The 16,262-nt window shown below is 73.0% G+C and carries 14 protein-coding genes; 12 read left to right on the plus strand and 2 right to left on the minus strand.

The annotated features are described in order from the left end of the window. The first annotated feature begins 15 nt into the window (after positions 1-15). The 11 genes from BJ958_RS01815 to BJ958_RS01865 all read left to right on the plus strand — a co-directional run bounded on the left by BJ958_RS01815 (position 16) and on the right by BJ958_RS01865 (position 13,632). Positions 16-1,236: an acyl-CoA dehydrogenase family protein gene (locus tag BJ958_RS01815; RefSeq protein ID WP_179725010.1), complete on the plus strand. Its 1,221-nt coding sequence runs from the start codon at positions 16-18 to the stop codon at positions 1,234-1,236. Position 1,237: 1 nt separating this feature from the next. Then, positions 1,238-2,377 (plus strand): acyl-CoA dehydrogenase family protein, encoded by a 1,140-nt coding sequence (locus tag BJ958_RS01820; protein WP_179725012.1) that lies wholly within the window; start codon positions 1,238-1,240, stop codon positions 2,375-2,377. Positions 2,378-2,400: 23 nt separating this feature from the next. After that, positions 2,401-3,537: a steroid 3-ketoacyl-CoA thiolase gene (locus tag BJ958_RS01825; RefSeq protein WP_179725014.1), complete on the plus strand. Its 1,137-nt coding sequence runs from the start codon at positions 2,401-2,403 to the stop codon at positions 3,535-3,537. A gap of 1 nt (position 3,538) precedes the next feature. Continuing rightward, entirely contained in the window at positions 3,539-4,165 is a 627-nt protein-coding gene (locus BJ958_RS01830; protein WP_179725016.1) for a PaaI family thioesterase, read from the plus strand. Beyond that, a complete protein-coding gene (locus BJ958_RS01835) occupies positions 4,144-4,974 on the plus strand; it encodes a glucose 1-dehydrogenase (protein WP_218865548.1) in 831 nt (276 codons plus the stop codon). Before BJ958_RS01830 ends, BJ958_RS01835 begins: the two co-directional genes overlap by 22 nt. 44 nt (positions 4,975-5,018) lie before the next feature. Further along, complete coding sequence (gene casG, locus BJ958_RS01840; RefSeq protein ID WP_179725018.1) at positions 5,019-6,647, plus strand: steroid-24-oyl-CoA synthetase; 1,629 nt, start codon at positions 5,019-5,021, stop codon at positions 6,645-6,647. A gap of 35 nt (positions 6,648-6,682) precedes the next feature. Next, complete coding sequence (locus tag BJ958_RS01845) at positions 6,683-8,281, plus strand: ABC transporter substrate-binding protein (protein ID WP_179725020.1); 1,599 nt, start codon at positions 6,683-6,685, stop codon at positions 8,279-8,281. Positions 8,282-8,289: 8 nt separating this feature from the next. After that, positions 8,290-9,735, plus strand: coding sequence for an MFS transporter (locus BJ958_RS01850; protein WP_179725022.1), 1,446 nt, complete (start codon positions 8,290-8,292; stop codon positions 9,733-9,735). Beyond that, a complete protein-coding gene (locus tag BJ958_RS01855) occupies positions 9,735-11,390 on the plus strand; it encodes an AMP-binding protein (protein ID WP_179725024.1) in 1,656 nt (551 codons plus the stop codon). Before BJ958_RS01850 ends, BJ958_RS01855 begins: the two co-directional genes overlap by 1 nt. A 116-nt stretch (positions 11,391-11,506) precedes the next feature. Further along, on the plus strand, positions 11,507-13,126 hold the full coding sequence (locus BJ958_RS01860) for an ABC transporter substrate-binding protein (RefSeq protein WP_179725026.1): 1,620 nt from the start codon (positions 11,507-11,509) through the stop codon (positions 13,124-13,126). A 92-nt stretch (positions 13,127-13,218) separates the two neighbouring features. Next, positions 13,219-13,632 carry a nuclear transport factor 2 family protein gene (locus tag BJ958_RS01865; RefSeq protein ID WP_179725028.1) on the plus strand — a complete coding sequence of 138 codons (414 nt, stop codon included), beginning with the start codon at positions 13,219-13,221 and terminating at the stop codon, positions 13,630-13,632. A gap of 3 nt (positions 13,633-13,635) precedes the next feature. Here BJ958_RS01865 and BJ958_RS01870 read toward each other — a convergent pair whose 3' ends face one another. Further along, positions 13,636-14,541 carry a LysR family transcriptional regulator gene (locus tag BJ958_RS01870; RefSeq protein ID WP_179725030.1) on the minus strand — a complete coding sequence of 302 codons (906 nt, stop codon included), beginning with the start codon at positions 14,539-14,541 and terminating at the stop codon, positions 13,636-13,638. Between the two features lie 72 nt (positions 14,542-14,613). Here BJ958_RS01870 and BJ958_RS01875 point away from each other — a divergent pair, with 72 nt between their 5' ends. Further along, the gene (locus BJ958_RS01875; RefSeq protein ID WP_179725032.1) at positions 14,614-15,549 is read left to right on the plus strand and encodes an EamA family transporter; all 936 of its coding nucleotides are present in this window, start codon (positions 14,614-14,616) and stop codon (positions 15,547-15,549) included. Here the strand turns inward: BJ958_RS01875 and BJ958_RS01880 are convergent. Beyond that, positions 15,473-16,255, minus strand: a complete 783-nt coding sequence (locus tag BJ958_RS01880) for an NUDIX domain-containing protein (protein WP_179725034.1) — start codon at positions 16,253-16,255, stop codon at positions 15,473-15,475. The two genes, BJ958_RS01875 and BJ958_RS01880, sit on opposite strands and share 77 nt — an antisense overlap. Between the last annotated feature and the right edge of the window lie 7 nt (positions 16,256-16,262).

Raw genomic sequence — 16,262 nt, forward strand, 5'->3', positions numbered from 1 at the left:
CCAAGGAAGCAAGCCATGTACCCAGAGCTCTCCGACAGCTCCAAGGCGCTGCGCGCCGAGCTGCGCGCCTACTTCGCCGCCACCATCACCGACGAGGACCGCGCCGCCCTGGCCGAGCAGACCGAGGGTGGTCCGGTGTTCGACCGGGTCCTGCGCCGGATGGGCAGGGACGGCTGGCTCGGCCTCGGCTTCCCCGAGGAGTACGGCGGCCGCGGCGAGGACCCCGAGGCGCTCTACGTCTTCTACGACGAGGCGCTGCGGGCCGGCGCCCCGCTGTCGCTGGTCACCCTCAACACCGTCGCACCGACGCTGATGAAGCACGGCTCCCAGGAGCAGAAGGACTTCTTCCTCCCCAAGATCCTGCTCGGCGAGCTGATGTTCGCGATCGGCTACACCGAGCCCGGCGCCGGCACCGACCTCGCCAGCCTGCAGACCCGCGCCCGGATCGACGGCGACGAGCTGGTCATCAACGGCAACAAGATCTTCACCAGCGCCGGTGTCTTCGCCGACTGGGTCTGGCTGGCCGTCCGCACCGACCCCGACGCACCGCGCCACCAGGGCATCTCGGTCGTGCTGGTCCCGACCAGCAGCCCGGGCTTCTCGGTCACCGAGATCCACACCGTCGGCGGGATCAGCACCTCGGCCACCTACTACGAGGACGTCCGCGTCCCGCTGAGCAACGTGGTCGGCGAGCTCAACCAGGGCTGGAAGCTGATGACCAGCCAGCTCAACCACGAGCGGGTCGCGCTGGCCGCCCGTGGCGGCATCGCCAACCAGATGTACGACGAGGTGCTCGCCTGGGCCCAGGCCGAGAAGCTCGGCCCGGACAGCTCGACCACGCTGTACGACGTCGCGTGGGTGCGCAGCGCCCTCGCCGAGACCTACGCCCTGCTCAGCGCCGCCGACCTGATGAACCTGCGCCTGGTCTCCGACGTCGCCGCCAACACGCTCGGCGGCGGGGACTCGGCGGCCGCCAAGATCTTCGGCACCGAGGCGGTCGTGACCGCCTACGGCCGTCTGCAGCAGGTCCTCGGCGCAGCCGGACTGCTCCGCCCGGGCTCGGCCGGGGCGGCGATCGAGGGCCGGGTCGAGTCGCTCGGCCGCCGCGCCCAGAACAACACCTTCGGTGGCGGCACCAACGAGGTCATGCGCGAGATCGTCGCCGCCAAGACGCTCGGCATGACGCTCGGCGCCCGCCGCAAGGACAACCAGACCGAGAAGAAGGACGGGAACTGAGATGGACTTCGACCCCACCGACGACCACGCCGAGGTCCGCGACCTCGCCGCGCAGATCCTGGGCGACCTCGCCCGGGTCGAGCGTGTCGTCGACGTCGAGCGCCACCACGGCGGCTTCGACGCGAAGCTGTGGGAGGTGCTGGCCTCCTCGGGCCTGCTCGGCATCGCCGTCCCCGAGGACAAGGGCGGCGCCGGGCTCGGCATGGGCGGCCTGGTCGCCGTGCTCGAGCAGCAGGGCCGCCACGTGGCGCCCGTGCCGCTGTGGTCGGTCGTCGCCGGCGCGGCACTGCCCCTCGCCGAGTTCGGCTCGGCCGCGCAGGTCGAGCGGTGGCTCGCACCGATCGTCGAGGGCGGCACGATCGTGACCGGTGCCTTCGACGCCGCTCCCGGCCAGGTCGCCCGGCTGACCGGGCTCCGGGTCGACGGCGGACTGCGGGTCAGCGGCGAGCTGCCGCAGGTGCCGGCGGCGCCGGTGGCGGCGGCGGTCGTCGTCCCCGTGGCGGTGGAGGACGGCGGGCTGCGGGTCGCGCTCGTCCCCACGGACCGGGCCGGGGTCACCGTGGTCCCGGTCGCGGCCACCAGCAACGAGAGCGCAGGCGCGGTCGCCTTCGAGGACGTCGTCCTCACCGAGGACGACCTGCTGCCCGCCGACGGCACGGCGGTCGTCGCGTGGACCCGGCGCCGGCTGCGGGTCGCGCTCGCCGCGGTCGCGCTGGGCGTCTGCGAGGAGGACCTGCGGATCACCGCCGCCTACACCTCCGAGCGCGTGCAGTTCGGCCGACCGCTGTCGACCAACCAGGCCGTCGCGGTGCGGGCGAGTGACGCCTACCTCGACACCGAGGCGATCCGGCTGACCACGCTCAAGGCCGCGTGGCTGCTCGACCACCCCGAGCACGGTGGCGAGGAGGCCGCCGAGTCGGCCAGCCTGGTCGCCAAGTGGTGGGCCTCGGTCGGCGGCCTGCGCGTGGTGCTCGCCGGGCAGCACCTGCACGGCGGCATCGGTGCCGACGTCGACTACCCGATCCACCGCTACTTCCTCTGGGGTCGCCAGGTCGCCTTCTCGCTCGGCAGCGGCGACGCCATCGCCGCGGAGCTCGGTGACGTGCTGCCCACCGCCCCGCGCATCGGCGCGCCGGCCTGACCCTCGACCGACCAGGAGATCCCATGTCCCGACCCGTCATCGTCGACGCGATCCGCACGCCGTACGGCCGGCGTGGCGGCGCGCTGTCCGGCCTGCACGCCGTCGACCTGCTCGGCCGCGCCCAGCGCGGGATCCTCGAGCGCACCGGCGTGGACCCCGCGAGCATCGGCGAGGTGATCGGCGGCTGTGTCACCCAGGCCGGCGAGCAGTCCGGCAACGTCGTCCGTTTCGCCTGGCTGCACCAGGGCTTCCCCGACGACATCGGCTCGACCACCATCGACGCCCAGTGCGGCTCGGCCCAGCAGGCCGTCCACCTGGTCGCCGCCCAGGTCGCGGCGGGGTACGTCGACGCCGGCATCGCCTGCGGCGTCGAGGCGATGTCGCGGGTGCCCCTGCTGGCCAACCTGGGCGACGGCACGGTCGGCCGGCCCCGGCCCGACGACTGGACCGTCGACCTGCCGGCGCAGTACGAGGCGGCCGACCGGATCGCCGAGCGCCGCGGCCTGACCCGCGCCGACCTCGACGCCTTCGGCCTCCGGTCGCAGCAGCGCGCCCGCGCGGCGTGGGACGCCGGCCTGTTCGCGGGCCAGGTGATCGAGGTGAAGCTGCCCGACGGCACCGTCGTGACCCGCGACGAGGGCCTGCGGGACACCAGCCTGGAGGCGCTCGCCGGGCTCAGGACGATCCGCGAGGGCGGCCTGCACACCGCGGGCACCGCCTCGCAGATCTCCGACGGCGCCACCGCGGCGCTCGTGATGTCGGAGGACCGGGCGCGGGCCGAGGGGCTGCGCCCGCGCGGGCGGATCGTCGCCCAGACCCTGCTCGGCGCCGAGCCGCGGTACCTGCTCGACGGCCCGGTCCGGGCGGGGGAGCGGTTGCTCGAGCGCACCGGCATGTCGATCGGCGACATCGACCTGTTCGAGGTCAACGAGGCCTTCGCCGCGGTGCCGCTGTCGTTCGCCCGGGTCCACGGCGTCGACGAGGACCGGCTCAACGTCAACGGGGGCGCGATCGCGCTCGGTCACCCGGTCGGCTCCACCGGTGTCCGGCTGATCGCCTCCGTGCTCGACGAGCTCGAGCGCCGCGACCAGCAGCTGGCGATGGTGGCCATCTGCGCCGGCGGTGCCCAGGTCACCGGCGCGATCATCGAGCGGGTCTGACGTGCTGGCTGACACGGTGGCGGATCCGGTCGCCGAGGAGGTCGCCGCACTGGCGGCCGCCACCCGGCGGCTGATGCTGGCCGCTGCGACCACCGACGTCGACCTCGACGAGCTCCGCGCCGCCCGTGCCCGGATGGACGAGCTGACCGAGGCGCTCGGACGGCGTACCCGTCCCCGGGCGCTGCGCGCCTCGTTCGACGACCCCGCCCGGGCCCGCGAGGTCGGTCCGGACCTGGCCTGGCCGGTGTTCCGGTTCAACCCGCAGGCGCTGCCGCTCGCCATCCGGTTCGACGGCGACGCGGCGTACGCCACGACCGTGCCGAACGCGCTCTACGAGGGGCCGCCCGAGTCGGTGCACGGCGGCTACCTCGCGCACCTGATGGACTGCATGCTCGGCACGCTGGTCCAGGCCACCGGCCGCCGCTCGGTCACCGGCACCCTCGACCTGCGCTACAACGCGCGCACGCCGCTCGACGTGCCCCTCGAGCTGGGCGCCCGGATCGTCTCGACCACCGGTCGCAAGACCACCGCCGAGGCGTGGGTGGAGGTCGACGGTGCACGCACCGTCGAGGCACGCGGCCTGTTCATCGAGCTCCAGGAGGTGCCGTGGGAAGCGGCTACGAGCTGACCGGATTGACCGGCAAGGTCGCCGTGGTCACCGGCGCCGGGAGGATGCGCTCGATCGGCCGCTCGCTCGCGGTGGAGCTGGCGCGGGCCGGCTGCGACGTCGTCGTCACCGGCACCGGCCGGCGGCCCGAGGACCGGCCGGCCGACGAGGCCGCAGCCGGGTGGGACGACATCGCGTCGGTCGCCGACGAGGTGCGCGCACTCGGCCGCCGGGCGCTGCCCGTCGTGTGCGACGTCGCCGACCCCGACGACGTACGCCGACTGCTCGACCTGACGCTCGCCGAGCTCGGCCGCGTCGACGTCGTCGTCAACAACGCCGCCGCGTCGCGGGGCGAGGACCGGGTCCCGCTGACCGAGCTGTCCGTCGAGGCGTTCGACCGCGTGATCGCGGTCAACCTGCGCGGCACCTTCTTGATGACCCAGGTCTTCGGGCGGCAGCTGGTCGAGCAGGGCGACGGCGGCAGCATCATCAACATCTCGTCGATCGGCGGGAAGCTCAGCGGCGCCGGGACCGGCGCGTACTCGGCGTCCAAGGCGGGCGTGCAGTCGCTGACGTCGTCGGCCGCCAAGGAGCTCGGCAGCCACGGCATCCGCGTCAACGCGCTGTGCCCGGGCGTGACGGAGACCGGCCGGATCGCGGACCGGGATCCCGACACGTGGCAGGCCTACGTGCGTGCCAACCTCCCGCTCGGCAGGACCGGCCTGCCGTGGGAGGTGGCCGCCGCAGCGGTGTTCCTCGCCAGCGACCAGGCCGCCTGGGTCACCGGGCAGGCGTGGAACGTCGACGGCGGGCAGCTGACGATCCGGTGAGTGCAACGAGCGCCGTGGGCGCAGGGGAAGAGGAGAGGCAGAGGATGACCACGCGTGAGGAGGCCGTCGCGCGACTGACCGCGCCCGGCGCGCCGTACGAGATCCGGGTGGAGGACGTCCGCGGCGAGGACCTCGAGGTCTACGCCCGGCGGCAGCACTCGCTGCGCGAGCTGCTCGAGGCGTCCCGGGCCTTCGGGGACGCGGAGTACCTGGTGACCCGCGAGCGACGGATCAGCTTCGCCCAGCACCACGACGAGGTCGCCGCGCTGGCCCACGTGCTGCGCACCGAGCACGGCGTCGGCAAGGGCGACCGGGTGGCGCTGTGCGCGGCCAACTGCCCCGAGTGGATCGTCGGCTTCTGGGCCGCGGTCTCGCTCGGCGCCGTCGCGGTCGGGATGAACTCGATGTGGGCGCGACCCGAGCTGGCCCACGGCATGGAGCTGACCACCCCGAAGGTCCTCATCGCCGACGCGGCCCGCGCCCGGATGGCCGACGGGATGGGCGTCCCGGTCCTCACGGTCGAGGAGGACCTCCCGCGGATCGCCGCCGCCCACCGCGGAGCCGCACTGCCCGAGCCGGACGGGGAGATCGCCGAGGACGACCCCGCCGTCATCCTGTTCACCAGCGGCACGACCGGCCGCGCCAAGGGAGCGACCCACTCGCACCGCAACGTCATCGCGGCGGTGTGGTTCCACCTGCTCAACGACGCGATCGCCGCGGAGACGGGCTTCCCGCAGGTCGACCGGCGGTTCCTGCTCGTGACGCCGCTGTTCCACATCGCCGCGCTCCACAACCTCGCAGTGGTCCGGCTCGTCGTCGGCGACACGGCCGTGCTGCACCTCGGCAGGTTCGACATCGAGCAGGTGCTGCGGCTGGTCGAGTCGGAGCGGGTCACCAACTGGGGCGCGATGCCGACCATGCTCAGCCGGATCGTCGAGCTCGGTGACCGGCTCGCGGACTTCGACCTCTCGTCGCTGCGCAGCATCTCGGTCGGCAGCGCGCCCTCCTCGCCCGAGCTCAAGGAGGCGCTGCGCAAGGCGCTGCCCGGGGCGGGGCGGTCGCTGGGGACGACGTACGGGCTCACCGAGTCGAGCACCGCCGCCACCCTGGCACTGGCCGCCGAGCTCGCCGCCGATCCCTCGACCGTGGGCCGCACCGTGCCGACGATGCAGGTCGAGATCCGCGACACCGCCGGGCGGCCCGTGCCCGACGGCGTCGAGGGGGAGATCCACCTGCGGGGCGCCCAGATGATGCTCGGCTACTGGGGGAACCCCGAGGCGACCGCAGCCTCGACCGCCCCGCACGGATGGTTCCGCACCGGCGACCTGGGCCACCTCGCCGACGGTCAGCTGCACATCGCGAGCCGGCGCTCCGACCTGATCCTGCGCGGCGGAGAGAACGTCTACCCCGCCGAGGTCGAGGACCGGATCGTCGCCCACCCCGCGGTGCGCGAGTGCATCGTGATGGGCATCCCCGACCCCGACTACGGACAGGGCGTCGCCGCTGTCGTGGTGCTGCACCCCGGGGCGCAGGTCTCCCAGGAGGAGCTGTGCGCCCACACGCTCGCCGGCCTCGCCCGCTACAAGGTGCCCACCCGCTGGCAGATCACGCTCGAGGAGCTGCCCCGCAACGCGACCGGGAAGGTCAACCGCCGCGACGTCCGCCTCGTCTGACCTGGTCTCAATCCCCCCAACCGAAGGAGATCGCCATGTCCACCCATGTCCCGGGACTGCGTCGTGCCGCCGCTGTCGTCGTGGTCGCGACGCTGCTCGTGAGCGGATGCGCGTCCGAGGAGGAGAAGGAGCCACGTGGTCAGGGCAAGGCCCTGGCCGAGGGCTTCCGCAACGTCGACGACGGCGGCGAGCCCGTCGACGGCGGCACCCTGACGTACGGCGCCTACACCGAGCCCGCGTCGCTCGACCCGACCGTGACCATCGCGGCCGCGACTACGGGTGGCATCGAGATGGCCAACATCTACGACACGCTGCTCAGCTTCGACCCCGGGAAGCAGGAGTTCGTGCCCCGGCTGGCGAAGGCGATCGAGCACGACGCCGACTACACGACCTGGACGCTCACGCTGCGTGACGGCGTCACCTTCTCCGACGGCACGCCGCTCGACGCCGACGCCGTGGTCTGGAGCCAGCAGCGCTACGCCGCCGCGAAGGCGCCGGAGACCGCGCTGTGGGCGGGCAACGTCACCTCGGCCACCGCCACCGACGCGCACACGGTCACCTACGAGCTGGCCCGCCCGTGGCCGCTGTTCCCGGGCATCCTGAGCACCGGTCCCGGCATGGTCGTGGCGAGGTCGTCGGTGGGGGCCGACGGCAGCTTCAAGCCCGTCGGGGCCGGTCCGTTCACGCTCGGCGACTGGAAGCACGGCGAGTCCCTCGAGCTCGAGGCCCGCGACGACTACTGGGACGGCGCCCCGCACGTGGACAGCGTGAGGATGGCGTTCCTCGGCGACCAGCGCACCAGCCTGGACTCGCTCGAGGGTGGCGACATCGACGCCGCGCTCGTCCGCGACCCCGACCTCGTCGACGAGGTGCTCGAGGAGAAGCTGCCGGCGTACGTGAACATGCGCGCGGCCAGCAACGTCGCCATCATCAACGCCTCCGAGGGCGCTGCCGGCCACGACGTGCGGGTCCGCAGGGCGATCGCCCTGGCGATCGACCCCGACCTGATGCGGGAGCGGATGTTCGGCGGCACCGGCATCGCGTCGTCCGACCTGTTCCCCGACTACTCCGTGTGGCACACCGACGCGGCGGGGCTGCGGCCCGACCGCGCGGAGGCGACGAAGCTCGTCGAGGAGGCCAAGGCCGACGGCTGGGACGGCGTGATCCGGTACGTCGACGGCACCGACCCCGCGTCGCGGGCCGCCACCCAGGCGGTGAAGGCGTCGCTGGAGGCGGTCGGGATGACCCTCGACCCGAAGCCGGCGCGCACGATCTCCGAGCAGATCACCCGGATCGCGGTCGAGCGTGACTACGACCTCGCCGGCTGGAGCATCAACTTCGTGGAGGCCGACCCGTTCGCCCGGATGTACGCCACGATGCACAGCGGCGGGACCCAGACCTACGGGATGTACACCAGCCCGGCCATGGACGAGCACATCGCCGCCTTCCAGGCCGCGACCACGAAGGACGACCAGCTCGCTGCGATCACCGCCCTCCAGGAGCAGGTCAACGAGGACGTCCCGTTCGTCACCTTCGGCCCGTTCTCCGAGCTGAGCGTGTGGACCACGAAGGTCCACGGCATCACCGGCGGCGCGAACTCGATGATCCTGCTCGACGACGCGTGGCTCGGCTGAGCTCCGCGATGACCACCGGCCAGGAGGCCCGGGAGGACCGTTGGGTCCTCCCGGGCATCCTGCTCGTCACGACCGTCACCGGCGTCGTCGGCAGCCTCGGCACGCCGCTCGTCACCGGCATCGCCCGGACCGAGGGCGTCTCGCTGGTCACGGCGCAGTGGGCGATCACCGCCACCCTGGTCACCGCGGCCGTGGTCTGCCCGGTCGTCGGACGGATCGGTGCCGGACGACGGCGGCGGCCGGCGCTGCTGGGCTGCCTGGTGCTCGTCGTGGTCGGCACCGCGCTGGGCGCGCTGCCGCTCGGGTTCGGCCCGCTGCTGGTCGGCCGCGTCCTGCAGGGCCTCGCGTTCGCGATCGTTCCCCTGGCGTTCTCGATCGCCCGTAGCGAGCTCCCCGAGGAGAAGGTGCGCGGTGCGGTCGCGGCGATCTCGGTCGCCAACGTCACCGCTGCCGGTCTGGGGTTCCCGGTCACCGCGTTCGTCGCGACCGTCGCCGGCACGAAGGGCGCCTTCGGCTGGGCCTGCGCGCTGGCCGTCGCCGCGCTCGTCGTCGCGCTGCTCGTGGTGCCCGACAGCGACGAGGACGCGCCCCGCGGCGTCGACTGGTTCGGCGCGGTCCTGCTCAGCAGCGCCACCGCCGCGGTGCTCCTCGCCGTCACCCAGGCGAAGGCCTGGGGGGCCACGTCACCGCCGACCCTCGGGCTGTTGGGCGGCGGCGTGCTGGCGTACGGCGCCTGCGGCTGGTGGTTGCTGCGAGCCGAGCGGCCGCTGGTCGACCTGCGAGTGGCGGTCCGCCCCGGCGTGCTGGTCGCCAACGCGTGCGGGCTGCTCGCCGCGCTCGGCATGTTCGTGCTGCTGTCGGTGTCGATGATCCTCGTGCAGACCACCGAGGAGCACGGCTACGGCCTCGGCCGGTCCGTCGCCGTGGCCGGGCTGATGCTCACGCCGTACGCCGTGACCAGCGTCCTCGGATCGCGGATCGCCCTGTGGCTGGGGCGATTCGTGCCGCCCGACGTGGTGCTGGCCTGCGGCTGCCTGCTGTTCGCCGTCGCCAACCTCGCGCTCGCCCTCGGCCACGACGCGCTGTGGAAGGTGACCCTCGCCGTCGTGATCGGCGGCTTCGGCAGCGGGATGACCTTCAACTCGATGCCGTGGCTGATGGTGCGCTTCGTGCCGCCGGCGGAGACCGGGAGCGCGCTCAGCCTCAACCTGGTCCTGCGCTTCCTCGGCATGTCGACGGGCAGCGCGCTGGCGCTGGCCGTGCTGGCCGCGTTCGCCGCCAGCGGGCGGCAGACCAGTGAGTCCGGCTTCGTCGCCGGGGGCCTGGCCGGAGCGGCCCTCTCGCTCCTCGCCGCCGTCACCTGCCTGGTCCTGGGGCGGACCCGGCGCACCGAACCCGAGACACCAGAGAGAATCGAGACGCCGACGGGACCGTCGGCCGAGGAGAGAGTGTGATGGAGACCTTCGCGCAGATCGTGGCGAGCCGGACCGATGACGACAAGCCGGGCCTGCTCTTCGAGGACCGGCAGTGGACCTGGGCCGAGGTGGTCGGTGAGGGAGCCGCGCGCGCCGCGGCGCTGCGGGCCGCCGTACCCGCGCCCGAGGGCCGCCAGGTCCACGTCGGGGTGCTGCTCGAGAACGTCCCCGACTACGTCTTCTGGATCGCTGCGGCCTCGCTCGCCGACGCCGTCGTGGTCGGCCTCAACGCCAGCCGCAGCGGCCCCGAGATCGCCCAGGACGCCCGGCACGCCGACGTCGACGTGGTCGTCACCGAGGCCCGGCTGCGGCACCTCGCCTCCGACCTGGCCGGCGTGCCGGTGCTGGACGTCGACGACGACGCGTACGGCGAGTGGCTCGCACCGTACCGCGACGCCCCGGTGCCCGGCACCGCCGCGCTGCCCGGGCCGGACCACCTCGCGATGCTGCTGTTCAGCTCCGGCTCGACCGGTGCGCCGAAGGCGGTGGTGGTCGGCCAGGGTCGGCTCGGCCGGCTCACCCAGGCGATCGTCGGACGGGTCCGGATGCGCCGGGACTCGGTGACCTACCTGTGCATGCCGCTGTTCCACGGCAACGCGGTGATGATGAACCTCGCGCCCGCGATGGCGACCGGCGCCACGGTGACGATGACCCGCAAGTTCTCGGCGAGCGCGTTCGCGGACGACATCCACCGTCACGGCGCCACCTACGTCAACTACGTGGGCCGCGCACTGTCCTACGTCCTCACCCGCCCCGAGGACCCGCGCGACCGCACGAGCACGCTGGAGCTGGCCTTCGGCACCGAGGCCTCCGAGGCCGACGTCGCGCGCTTCACCGAGCGCTTCGGCTGCGAGGTGATGGAGGGCTACGGCCTCAGTGAGGGCGTGTTCCGGATCAACCGCACCCCCGACACCCCGGTCGGCTCGCTCGGCCTGCCCGCCGGCGGGGTCGACGTCCGGGTCCTCGACGAGGACACGGGGGAGGAGTGCCCCCGCGCGCGGTTCGACGCGCAGGGCCGGCTGGTCGACGGCGCGGCCGTCGGGCAGATGGTCGCCGTCGGCATGGCCGGCGCCTTCGAGGGCTACTACAAGAACCCCGGCGCCATGGCCGACCGGGTGCGCGGCGACGACTTCTGGTCCGGCGACCTCGCCTACCGCGACGAGGCCGGGTTCTTCTACTTCGCCGGCCGCTCCTCGGACTGGCTGCGCGTCGACAGCGAGAACTTCTCCGCGGCGCCGGTCGAGCGCGTCGTCCAGCGCCTCCCGTGGATCGCGGCGGCACCGGTGTACGCCGTGCCCGACCCGCGCACGGGCGACAACGTGATGGTCGCCGTCGACCTCGAGCCCGGCGCCACCTTCGACCCGGCGGCCTTCGGCGAGCACCTCGCCGCCCAGCCGGACTTCGGCGCCAAGTGGTGGCCGACGTACGTCCGCGTCGTCGACACGATGCCACTCACCGGGAGCGGCAAGATCGACAAGGCGCCGCTGCGTCGCGCGGCGTGGAACACCACCGACCCGGTGTGGGTGCGGGTCGGCCGGACCGCGGAGTTCCAGCTCCTCGACGACGCCGGCCGCGACGCGATCGAGAAGGAATTCGTCGAGCAGGGACGCCAGGCGCTGCTGCCTGCCCGCTGAGTGGGAATCACGCCGACTCGTGGGGTTCGCGCCTTCCTAGTGTGACGCCACGCACAGGCCACCGGGGGCCTGCAGGCGCCCGACAGCCCCAGTACGAGACCCACCTGGAGTGAACAGTGAAGACACGCATTTCCGTGCGCACGCGGATGGCCGCGGCCCTGTGTGCGACCGCTCTCGCCGCCACGGCCTGCGCCAGCAGCGATGACGGGGACAAGGAGTCCTCGGGCGCACAGGCGTCGCCGAAGGACCTGTACAAGGACGGGATCGTCAACCCGGAGAAGGACCCGGGCACGCCGGTCGACGGGGGCACCCTGCGGATGGCGGAGTACTCCGAGGCGGTCGTCCTCGACCCGACGAAGACGTACCCGACGGGCTCGACCGGGCTCAACGTGATGGCGTCGATCTACGACACCCTGATGCGCTACAACCCCGAGACCAAGGGCTACGACCCTCAGCTGGCCGAGTCGCTCGCCACCGATGACAACGTCACCTGGACGCTCGGGCTGCGCGACGGCGTGAAGTTCACCGACGGCACACCGCTCGACGCGGACGCCGTCGTCGCCAGCATCCAGCGCTTCATCACCAACCGCGGCCTGCACGGCCAGATCCTCGGCGCCAACCTGAAGTCGATGGTCGCGACCGACAAGTCGACCGTCACCTTCACCTTCAACGGCGCGTGGGCCCGCTTCCCCAGCCTGCTCGCAGCCGGCCCGGGCCTGATCCTGGCCCCGGCGGCGTACGCCGACCCGGCGAGCTTCAAGCCCATCGGCGCCGGCCCGTTCGTGCTCGAGAGCCAGTCGCCCGGTGAGAAGACCGTGGTGAAGGCCAACGAGGACTACTTCGGCGGCCGCCCGCACCTCGACAAGATCGAGTTCCTCCAGCTCGGTCCCGACCAGACCAAGCTCGAGTCCCTCGAGGCAGGCGAGGTCGACGCGGTCTACGTGGGGAGCGAGAAGGTCGTCAAGGACCTGGTCGCCAAGGGCTACACCGGCAACATGAGCGCCGTCAGCGGCGTGCCGACGATCAACTTCAACCACCGCGAGGGCACGGCCACGGCCGACGTCCGCGTGCGCCAGGCGATCGAGCTGGCCTTCGACGCCAAGACGTTCCTCAAGCGCACCACCGGCAGCGACCTGCTCGCCGACCGCGGCCTGATGGGCGCGAACTCGATCTGGGACACCGGCGTCGAGCCGGTCGAGACCGATGCGGCCGCCGCGAAGAAGCTGGTCGACGAGGCCAAGGCCGACGGCTTCGACGGCAAGCTCCACTACGTCGGTCTCAGCGACGCCGCCTCCAAGTCCGGTGCCGTGGCCATCAAGGCGATGCTCGACGCGGTCGGCTTCGACGTCCAGCTCGACCTGGTCTCCGCCGTGGGCGACGTCGTCAAGAAGGTGTACGTCGACGGCGACTTCGACCTCGCCCGCGGCTCCAACAGCATCCCGGACTCCGACCCGTACGCCGCCCTCGACACGGCGATGGACAGCACCTCGGGCGCCAACCCGGGCCGCTACGCCAGCCCGGAGATGGACGGCCTGCTCGCCGAGCTGCGTGCTGCCAACGGTCCCGAGGAGGGCGACGCGACCCTCGCCGAGATCGAGGAGCTGTGGAAGAAGGACGCGGTCTACCTCAACGTGGGCTTCGGCGGCTTCCTCGAGGCGTGGAACAAGAACGTGCACGGCATCACGCCGACCACGCAGACCGCGGTCCTGTTCGACGACGCGTGGATCAGCAAGTGAGCTGACCTCGCCTGATCAGCACCGACCCCTACGGTGTCCCGGACGTCTCCCGACGTCCGGGACACCGTCCGTCGTATCGAGAGGACCCCACCATGGACGACCGTGCCGCACTGATCGAGCGCCTGGCCGAGATCGCTGCCGCCATCGACGGGCGCGACTGGGAGACCATCGCCGGCGCGTTCACCCCCGACGCCCACGGCTACGGCAAGGACGGCGGCCCCGACGCCATCGTCGCGCAGATGCGGGCCCACCTCGACGGCGTCGGCGCGACCCAGCACCTGCTCGGCAACCACCGGGTCGAGGTCGACGGCGACCGGGCGCGCACCCTCACCTACGCCCGCGTCCACCACGTCGGCGCCGGACCGATGGCGGGCTCGTTCTACGAGTGCATGGGCGAGTACGACGACCGCTGGGTCCGCCACGGCGACGCCTGGCTGCTCAGCCGGCGAAGCTTCGAGATCCGGATCGGGCTCGGCGACTTCGCGGTGCTCCGCGGCGCCGACTGATCCTCAACCGCCCGAGGGCCGCACCCCGTCGAACGCCGCCAGCACCGCGCGCACCGCGGGGGAGTCGGCCATCGTGCGCCGGTGCAGCGCGTCGACCAGGCGCACCGGCTCCGGCTCGGCCACCGGAACGGCGACCAGGTCCTCACCGAGCGCCGCGCGCCCCATCCGCGGGACCAGCGCGACCCCGAGCCCGGCGCGCACCAGCGCCAGGTGGGACTCGAACTCCGCGGAGACGTGGGCGATCCGGGGCGGCCGGCCGGTGCCGTCGTACATCCGCGAGAGCCACTGCCGGCAGATCGTGCCCTCCGGCGTCGCGATCCAGCCGACGTCGACGAGGTCGTGCGGCGTCACTCGCGAGCGGGCGGCCAACGGGTCGTCGCGGTGCACGATCAGGTCGGCGACGTCGCCGTGCAGGGCAGTGGCGGCGACGTGGTCGGGCACGGCGAGCGGGACCCCACCCCAGCGGTGCACGATCCCGAGCTCGACCTGACCGCTGGCCACCAGCTCGACGACGTCCCACGGCTCGGCCTCGCGCAGGGTGAGGGTCAGGCCGGGATGGGCGTCGCGCAGGCTGCGCGCGATCGGTGCGACCAGGCCGCGCATCGCGGTGGAGAACGCGGCCAGCCGCAGCCGCCCGGCGACCACGCCGGCGCGCTCCTGCAGCCTCGCCTCGAGCTGCTCGAGGTCGGCGAGGACCTGTTCGCCGGCGTCGACGAGGTGCTGGCCGTGGCTGGTCAGCATCACGCCACGACCCACGCGCTCGAGCAGCGGGACGCCGGTCTGCTTCTCCAGGCGCTTGACCTGCTGCGAGATGGCGCTGGGCGTGTAGCCGGTCGCCGCCGCGGCCCCGACCACCGACCCGTGGGTGGCGACGGCGCGGAGTCCGGCGAGCGCGTCCAGGTCGATCATGCAGCAACGCTACATCGTTCACGGCAGATCTGTTTGCTGGTGCTTCAAGGTTGCGGCCGGGACGATGGACGCGTGAGCCGCCGTGACCAGTCCCTCGCCGCCCTCGTGGCCGCGATCTGGGGCTTCAACTTCGTCGTCATCGACTGGGGGATGGGCGAGGTGCCGCCGCTGCTGTTCCTGGCCGCGCGCTTCCTCGCCGTCGTCGTCCCGGCGGTCTTCCTGCTCGACCCGCCGCCGGTGCCGTGGCGCACGGTCGCCGCGGTCGGCACGTTCATGTCGCTGGGCCAGTTCGCGTTCCTGTACGTCGCCATGGACGCCGGGATGCCGCCGGGTCTGGCCGGGCTGGTGCTCCAGGCCCAGGTGGTGCTCACGATCCTGCTGGCCGCCGCGGTGCTGCGTGAGCGCCCGACCCGGCCGCAGGTGGCGGGTGTCGTGCTCGGCGCGCTCGGCCTGGTCGTCGTCGGCCTCGGCCGCGGCGGCCACGTCCCGGCCCTCGCCCTGCTGCTGTGCCTGACGGCAGCGCTGATGTGGGCGATCGGCAACGTGGTCTCGCGGGCCTCGGGTGCCACCGGCGGGCTGTCGCTGACCGTGTGGTCGGCGCTCGTCGTCCCCGTTCCCCTGGTGCTGCTCTCCCTCGTCGTCGACGGACCGGCGGCCGTGGTGGACGGGCTCGGCTCCTTCGGCTGGCGCGCCGCGGTCTCCACGCTCTACACCGCCGGCCTCGCCTCGCTGGTCGGCTACGGGATCTTCAACACCCTGCTCTCGCGCAACCCGTCGGCCGCCGTGGTGCCGTGGATCCTGCTCGTCCCACCCGTGGCGATCGGCTCGGCGTGGGCGCTGCTGGACGAGGTGCCGTCGAGCGGTGAGCTGGTCGGGGGAGCAGTGCTGGTGCTGGGCGTGCTGGTCGCCCAGCGCCGGTCCGGGGCAGCCGTCAGCGACCCGACTCGGTGTACGCCGGACCCGTCCCGGCGAGACTCGCCAGGGCGGCCCGCACCCGCCGGGCGGTGAAGTCGGCAGCCCGCTCGTCGATCTCGGCGAGGGTGAGGAAGTCGGCGGTCTTGATCTCCCGGGGCTGCGGGACGACCTGCTGCACGATCGAGGCGGGGTGCACGCCGCCGTCGAAGACCAGGCACAGTGCGTCGTCCCAGCCGCCCCACGGCGGCAGCCAGTCGGTCAGCAGCAGCCCGCCGGCCTCGATGCTGAGCTCGAGCTCCTCCTCGACCTCGCGCGCGACCGCGACCCGCGGCGACTCGCCGACCTCGACCACACCGCCCGGCAGGTCCCAGTCGGTCTTGTAGGTCAGGTTGCACATGAGCACCCGGGGCTCCGAACCGTCCGCCCCGTCTGAGTCGCGCACCAGCATCTGCGCGATCCCGCGCTTGCGCGGCAGGAACGAGTTCAGCAGCGCGCGGAACCCACCGGGCTCGTGCACGGGTACGTCGTCGACCAGCCGTGCGTAGACCACCACGTCGCCCGCGCGGCCGCGCTGCACGCCCTCGCGCCGCATCCCCGACCAGGTCGCGATCCGCTGCGCCTCGGCGTCGTCGATGGCGACCTTCACCTCGACCCGGTCGTGGTCGGTGAGCGCGGCGGCCACCTGACGACGCACGACGTCGACGGCCGCCTGCCAGCCACGCTCGGTCAGGTCCGAGGTCCAGGTCAGCCGAGCGACGCCGTCGTCGACGGTCGAGTGGCTGATCTCGGGCTCGGGCACGCCTTCA

Origin of the sequence: Nocardioides kongjuensis (assembly GCF_013409625.1) — a bacterium.
In the GTDB taxonomy this organism is placed as follows: Bacteria; Actinomycetota; Actinomycetes; order Propionibacteriales; family Nocardioidaceae; genus Nocardioides; species Nocardioides kongjuensis.

Excerpts from the sequence above, each read along its gene's own strand:
- BJ958_RS01815 (WP_179725010.1), top strand. The coding sequence starts at position 16 with ATGTACCCAGAGCTCTCCGACAGCTCCAAGGCGCTGCGCGCCGAGCTG.
- BJ958_RS01820 (WP_179725012.1), top strand. The coding sequence starts at position 1,238 with ATGGACTTCGACCCCACCGACGACCACGCCGAGGTCCGCGACCTCGCC.
- BJ958_RS01825 (WP_179725014.1), top strand. The coding sequence starts at position 2,401 with ATGTCCCGACCCGTCATCGTCGACGCGATCCGCACGCCGTACGGCCGG.
- casG (WP_179725018.1), top strand. The coding sequence starts at position 5,019 with ATGACCACGCGTGAGGAGGCCGTCGCGCGACTGACCGCGCCCGGCGCG.
- BJ958_RS01845 (WP_179725020.1), top strand. The coding sequence starts at position 6,683 with ATGTCCACCCATGTCCCGGGACTGCGTCGTGCCGCCGCTGTCGTCGTG.
- BJ958_RS01850 (WP_179725022.1), top strand. The coding sequence starts at position 8,290 with ATGACCACCGGCCAGGAGGCCCGGGAGGACCGTTGGGTCCTCCCGGGC.
- BJ958_RS01855 (WP_179725024.1), top strand. The coding sequence starts at position 9,735 with ATGGAGACCTTCGCGCAGATCGTGGCGAGCCGGACCGATGACGACAAG.
- BJ958_RS01865 (WP_179725028.1), top strand. The coding sequence starts at position 13,219 with ATGGACGACCGTGCCGCACTGATCGAGCGCCTGGCCGAGATCGCTGCC.
- BJ958_RS01870 (WP_179725030.1), bottom strand. The coding sequence starts at position 14,541 with ATGATCGACCTGGACGCGCTCGCCGGACTCCGCGCCGTCGCCACCCAC.